7 protein-coding genes are annotated in these 5,702 nt (G+C 64.1%); 1 reads left to right on the top strand and 6 read right to left on the bottom strand.

Annotated elements, in window-relative coordinates:
- The 4 genes from FHS94_RS19050 to FHS94_RS19035 form a co-directional block, all read right to left on the bottom strand.
- The coding region (locus FHS94_RS19050) for a DDE-type integrase/transposase/recombinase (protein WP_184060874.1) at window positions 1-317 on the bottom strand (317 nt) is incomplete at its 3' end.
- Window positions 318-387: 70 nt separating this feature from the next.
- On the bottom strand, window positions 388-1,461 hold the full coding sequence (locus tag FHS94_RS19045; RefSeq protein ID WP_184060872.1) for a catalase family protein: 1,074 nt from the start codon (window positions 1,459-1,461) through the stop codon (window positions 388-390).
- A 64-nt stretch (window positions 1,462-1,525) separates the two neighbouring features.
- Window positions 1,526-2,005, bottom strand: a complete 480-nt coding sequence (locus FHS94_RS19040; RefSeq protein ID WP_246349118.1) for a DUF4142 domain-containing protein — start codon at window positions 2,003-2,005, stop codon at window positions 1,526-1,528.
- A gap of 29 nt (window positions 2,006-2,034) precedes the next feature.
- Window positions 2,035-3,132: an alpha/beta hydrolase gene (locus tag FHS94_RS19035; protein WP_246349116.1), complete on the bottom strand. Its 1,098-nt coding sequence runs from the start codon at window positions 3,130-3,132 to the stop codon at window positions 2,035-2,037.
- Window positions 3,133-3,263: 131 nt separating this feature from the next.
- Here FHS94_RS19035 and FHS94_RS19030 point away from each other — a divergent pair, with 131 nt between their 5' ends.
- A complete protein-coding gene (locus FHS94_RS19030) occupies window positions 3,264-4,043 on the top strand; it encodes a Crp/Fnr family transcriptional regulator (protein WP_184060870.1) in 780 nt (259 codons plus the stop codon).
- 110 nt (window positions 4,044-4,153) lie between these two features.
- Here FHS94_RS19030 and FHS94_RS19025 read toward each other — a convergent pair whose 3' ends face one another.
- Together FHS94_RS19025 and FHS94_RS19020 are read right to left on the bottom strand one after the other, a co-directional pair.
- Window positions 4,154-4,858 carry an anti-sigma factor gene (locus tag FHS94_RS19025; protein WP_184060867.1) on the bottom strand — a complete coding sequence of 235 codons (705 nt, stop codon included), beginning with the start codon at window positions 4,856-4,858 and terminating at the stop codon, window positions 4,154-4,156.
- Window positions 4,848-5,429 carry a sigma-70 family RNA polymerase sigma factor gene (locus FHS94_RS19020; protein WP_246349114.1) on the bottom strand — a complete coding sequence of 194 codons (582 nt, stop codon included), beginning with the start codon at window positions 5,427-5,429 and terminating at the stop codon, window positions 4,848-4,850. The genes FHS94_RS19025 and FHS94_RS19020 overlap by 11 nt, the downstream gene beginning before the upstream one ends.
- Window positions 5,430-5,702 lie beyond the last annotated feature (273 nt).

Genomic DNA, 5,702 nt, shown 5'->3' with positions numbered 1-5,702 from the left:
TCGACCGCTCGCCACAGGTAGACCATCTCGCCGTTCAGCTTCACGTACATCTCGTCCAGGTGCCATCGCCAGTGCCGGAAGCCTCGCATCCGGCTCATCCGCTGGCGGCGGATATCGCCTGCGAACAGCGGGCCGAACCTGTTCCACCACAGCCGTACCGTCTCATGACAGATGTCGATGCCGCGCTCGAACAGCAGGTCTTCGACATTCCGCAAGGAGAGCGGGAAGCGCACGTACATCATCACCACCAGCCGGATCACCTCGGGTGACGAGTTGAAGTAGCGGAACGGGCTCTCAGGCTTGCGTGGGCGAAGCATGCGCCCGCCCTACCCTGCCCGATTGCCAGCTGGTGCATTTGGTTTGACGGGGCCCCTCTCCAAGCTGGCTCTACTTCCAGTCGTGCATCGGGCAACCGTTGAACTTCGCCCTGAACTCGGCTGACATTTCATAAGCCTGCCGGCGCGCGCGATTGACGGAGCCAAGAGGCTGGTGCGCGGCAAGGCCGTGCCAAGGGCTGAAGAAGGTCTGCTCATCGACCTCACCAGCCAGCTCGGTGCCGAGCGAGAGCTGCGGCTCGACTACGATCCGACCGACGGTGCGGTACGGACTGACCTTCTCGTCCCACTCCACCGACGCGTCCTCGACGGGCATCGCGTCGAGATCCGTGTTGAGCTGGACGCGCAGTTCCCAAGTGCCGCCCTGTTCGATGATCGTCTCGCGAATGACCTCGCGCAAGGCGTCGGGACGATCGCTGGTGTCGACGCGATCACCGGTCAATGCGGTCAGGTTGGGCGAGGTCGGCACCAGCGCCAGCTTGGCGACGTAGTCGCCGTACCGGAAAGGCACCTGGCTGTAGTAGATGTCGCCCAGCGGATGAGTGATCGGTGTCCCGCTCATGTTGGAGATCATCGCGCTCTTTCCGCCGACCGCCTCGATCGCCGTCTCGACCCCGCGCAGCGTCGCTGACAACAGCTTCTTCGCCCACTCGGCCTTGTTCGTCGTCGCAGCGAGCTGCTTCAGGCTGCCGAGAAAGGCATTGGCGTCGGGCGCTGCAAACGCAGGCGCATTGACCAGGATGAAGTTCTGGGTGGTCTCGTCCGCCGAGTCCGGCAGCCTCTCGCCCGCGACGTCCAAGATCTTGAGCGCGAGGCCGCGCGGCGCCGACACTGAGTCGTCGAGAATGTCACCAGGATTGGTGGAGAACCGCATTACAACCTTGTGCGTGCCCGCCGTCGCGAACAGACCTTGGGCCAGCTCTGGCGGCAGGTCTGTCGAAATCGTCAAATCACCCGCAAGAATGCCATGCGCCTTGGCATGAACGCTGCGGACGGCGTGGCCATAGTCCTTGGAGGTCGTTTCCGTGATCGATCGCATCGTGTCGATCAGGTCGCGGTGCACCTGTTCCTCCTGCTCGATCGGTTTCTCGACGGCTGGGCTGTAGCGGACGGGCGTGGCGGTCATGGGTGCTCCGGATTAACAAGTGGCGGGGGAAAAAACGGGGGCGGCTCGCGAGCCGCCCCGAGGATCACATCTGCATCAGCATCGCGATGTGGCTCTGCACGACCGGCACGATCTTCCTGGCCGCGGCCTTCAGCGCAGGCACGGTGCCCTCGGCCGCATAGGCCTTTTGCACGTTGAGCGCCTGCTGGTGCGATTCCTTCTGCTGGGCGATATAGGCAGCGTCGCGCGCCGCACCCTGCTCGGTGCGAAGCTCGGACACGAGCTCGTCCTGAAGCGAGTTGAGCGTCGGCTCAGGCGCGGGCACCCGAGCCTTGGCGGCCGCGGCCTTCACGTCGGCGGTGCTCTTCGTGTGATGCTCGATCATCATCTGTGCGAAGGAGCGCACGCGCGGGTCGGTCGTGGTTTCGAGGACCACCTGGCTGGAGGTGCGCTCGTACAGGTCGCTGGCACCCGCCGTGGTGACGTATTCGGTGGGATTCATCACCTGCGCCGCGACCGGGGTGGCGAACAGCGTGAGAGGGGCAAGGATCAACAGCTTGGTCATAGTCTAACTCCGTTGAGGGGGCGGCGCGCTCAGCGGGCGAACGCGGTCTTGACCCGGCCGATGGCGTAGTTCTCGGCGTCGTAGGCACCGCGAACGACCTTGCCCAAGCCGAAGAACTCGTGCGTGACGCCCGGAAACGTGCGCTGCTCGACCGAGACGCCAGCAGAACGGAGGGCGGCCGCTAATGTCTCGCCATCCGAACGGAGCGGATCGATCTGGGCGTTGACGATCGTGATCGGCGGCAGCCCGCGCAAATTGGCCCGGACCAGGTTTAGTCGCGGATCCTGCATGTCGGCCATACTCTTGGAGTAGTAATGGCCGAACCACTTCAGCATCGGCGTGTTCAGCGGCTTGGCGTTGAACGAGTCCTGCTTCGACGGCAGGCTCATGTCGCTGTTCGCGATCGGGTAGACCGACAGGATCGCGAGCGGCTGTGCCAGCTTGTTGTCGCGCGCATAGATCGCGGTCGCCAACGCCAGGTTGCCGCCCGCGCTCTCACCGGCAAGCGCCAGCTTTTTGGTGTCCCCACCCCAGGATGCGGCATTCGCCAACGTCCAGCGATAGGCCGTGGCGGCGTCATCATGTTGCGCCGGGAACTTGAACTCGGGTGCGTGACGGTATTCGACCGAGACCACGATCGCGTTCAACTGCTTGGCAATCAGGCGCGGCGTTGCATCATAAACATTGACATCGGCGATGACCCACCCGCCCCCGTGATAATAGACGACGACGGGCAGCTTGGCATTGGCCGGTGCTGCCGTGGGCTTGTATATGCGGGCGAACTGCATCGGGTCCGATCCGTAGGGCAGATCGCGGGTGGTCACGTCGGGATCCGGCGCGCTGGACATGCCCTTGTTGCGCATCACCGTGCGAGCGCCATCAGCCGCGGTCGGCTGAAGCCGAGCCCGGAGTGGTGAGAGCTGCTCGATGGGCTTTAACCCCAACGACTGCACCGCGGTGAGCACGGCCTGCATGTCGGGCGCGGGCTGAGCGGGCTGGGCCGCCACAGCGGGCGGAGGCGGCGGGGGCGCCGCATTGGGCGAGTTTGCCGACTGGGCCACCGCAACCCCGGAGGCGAGAGACGCAGTAGCCAGCAACAACGTCGCTCGGTGACCCAACTTCGACATGGATGTTCCCCTGAATGTGTCGAAGGGAAAAGCGCCTGCCCCGCCGATTGTTTCTGTACGGTACCGTGCGCTCCAACACGCACTGTGCGCGATGCTGGCTTCTGGCGAGCAAGCCGCCATAGGATCAAGACATGAGCGATCAGCATATAGCCGTTGCCGCAGAGCATTCGTTCACTGGTCAGGATCCACATGCGGTCGAGCAGAACGATGCTGGCAACTGGCTCATCCAACGCATGCATCCGGCAGACTTCGACCTTCTCCGGCCGCATCTGCGTCGTGTCCCTGTCATCAGTGGCGACCAACTGGCCGAAGCAGGAAGTGCGATCGAGACCGTCTGTTTTCCGGAGTCGGGCGTCGCGGGATTTCTCGACGTGCTCGACGACGGTCGAAAGATCGCGGTCGGGCTTCTGGGTCGAGAGGGCTTCGTTGGCTGGCCCTTGTTGATGGGCAACGATCGCTGGCCGCACGAGGTGATGGCACGAGGGCGGGACGGAACAGCTCTTCAGATTGATGCTTCGCGCTTGAAGAAAGCCGTCGCGGTGAGCCCGGGACTTGGCAACTTCCTTGTCCGGTACGCGTCGGCGTTCGTGACGCAGATGTCGCGCACACTCGTGTCCAACTTGATCCACTCGATCGAACGGCGGACGGCGCGATGGCTGCTACTCTACCACGATCGCCTCGACAGCGATGAGCTGACTATCACCCACGAGGAGCTCAGTATCATGCTGGGTGTGCGCCGCGCCAGCGTCACAGAGGCTCTGCACCAACTGGAGGGCAATGGCAGCATTCGTGGTCATCGTGGGAAATTGGTGATTCGAGATAGAGCCGCGTTAGTCGCGCTCACCTGCGAGACCTACGGGCAAGCGGAAGCCGAGTATCTTCGGCTGATCGAACCGTCAGCTGCGATATGAGATGTTTAGGCGTGATATCGCTCGGAAGCGCCAGACCGCTCACGATCAGTTCTTTAAACTAGCGGCAAGCCTCGCCTGGTCGGACCAGGGCAGCGAGAGCTTGGCTTTCCTCAACCGCGGCTCAACACACCTGTGGCAACAACGGGCCCGGTTGGAGCGCCGGTCGGTGATCCACCTGACGGCTCGACCGAGATGGCCAGTGTATCGCCCAAATCAGGGCCCGTACGCGGCCGCAAGGTTAATCGAGTGGCTCCGCCGACAGCGAGCAGCCCCAGGGACCGCGGGACGCCGTCTGCGCCGATCCGCCAAAGCTCGGCCACTCGCCCGCGTGGTGTCGCAAGCGCTGCTACCCGGATGATACCGGAGCCATGATCAACCACGGCCGCTACGGGCGCTACTACCTGACCCTTGGCGGGCACCAACGCTGCAACCAGTAGAGGACCCTCGACCTGATGCCCGCTGGGAACGGGCGTTGGCGCGGGGGTGGTTTGTGTCAGCACCAATGCTGCCAGCGAGGCTGCGAGGGCGCCGCCTGCAAGCCCTCCGACCAGCCAAGGCCAACGCCGTGCATTTCTCGTCGCAGCCGTTACGCCGGCTTCAGCGTCGATTCTAGCCTCGATGCGGCCGGCAAGGGCCGCAGATGGCTCTGTAGGCCCATACTCGGCGTGCAGTACTTCCAGCCGCGATCGCCACCAGGCGAGCTCAGCCGCAAACTCAGGTTCAGCGAGCACCCGTTCGAGCGCAGTGACACGCTCTTCACCCTCGAGCAGGCCGAGCGCGAGCTCAGCGGCGTCGATGCGTTCCTCAGGCGTCATCGCTCAGACAATCCCGAAGCCGGAGCAGCGCGCGCCGGATAGTGCTCTTCATGGTCGCTAGCGGCACGGCTTCGCGTCTGGCCAGCTCACTGTACGTCAGCCCGTCTAGGAAAGCGGCGCGAATAGCCGCGCGGGGCCGGCCGTCGAGCTCCTCCATGCAGTCCCGCAAACGTGTGTCCACTTCCTCCTCGAGCAGGCTCTGGTCAGCGAGTAGCGCGGTATCGGCCGGTTCGCCCGCAGACCTCCCAATGTGATCTGGCAGGGTCTCAAGAGCTGGCCTGTGGTTCGCCCGCCGCCAATCGAGTGCACGGTTGCGGGCGATCGTGGCCAACCACGCGACCGGACTGCCGCGTGAGGGCTCAAAGCTCGGCGCACGCCGCCAGATGGTGAGATAAATCTCCTGCAGCACATCCTCCGCCGTCTGCCGCTCGCCACAGATACGAAGGCAGATGCCAAACAGCTTCGCCGAGGTCATCTGATACACCTCCTGAAAGGCGCGACGGTTGCCGAGACCAGTTGCCAGCAAGGCCGCCAACAGCGCCTCGCGCTCCTGCTGCGATCCGGCGGTCAAAGCGCGGCCGAAGCCTCGCAACGGATCCGGCCATTATATTTTGTCAGCCGCTGCATCCGGAGCCTCCCAGCCCACGTAGCTTAGACGCCCGCACGCAAAACACCATCCTACCCCTCGCGGGCTCATGGGAGGCGCCAAGTGACGACGCAGCAGGACGGCTTGATCGAGACCTTCGACTCAAGAGCACGCCGACGCCAGGACCGTCGTGCCTTCTTCACCGCGGCATTGGGCGCAGCGGCCGTTGGCTCTGCCTTCGTCTACGCTGACGCCGCC

It is taken from the genome of Sphingomonas aerophila, assembly GCF_014199305.1.
Taxonomy (GTDB): Bacteria; Pseudomonadota; Alphaproteobacteria; order Sphingomonadales; family Sphingomonadaceae; genus Sphingomonas; species Sphingomonas aerophila.
The sequence above is the reverse complement of the archived record's forward strand: the minus strand, read 5'-3'. Positions and strand labels throughout refer to the sequence as shown.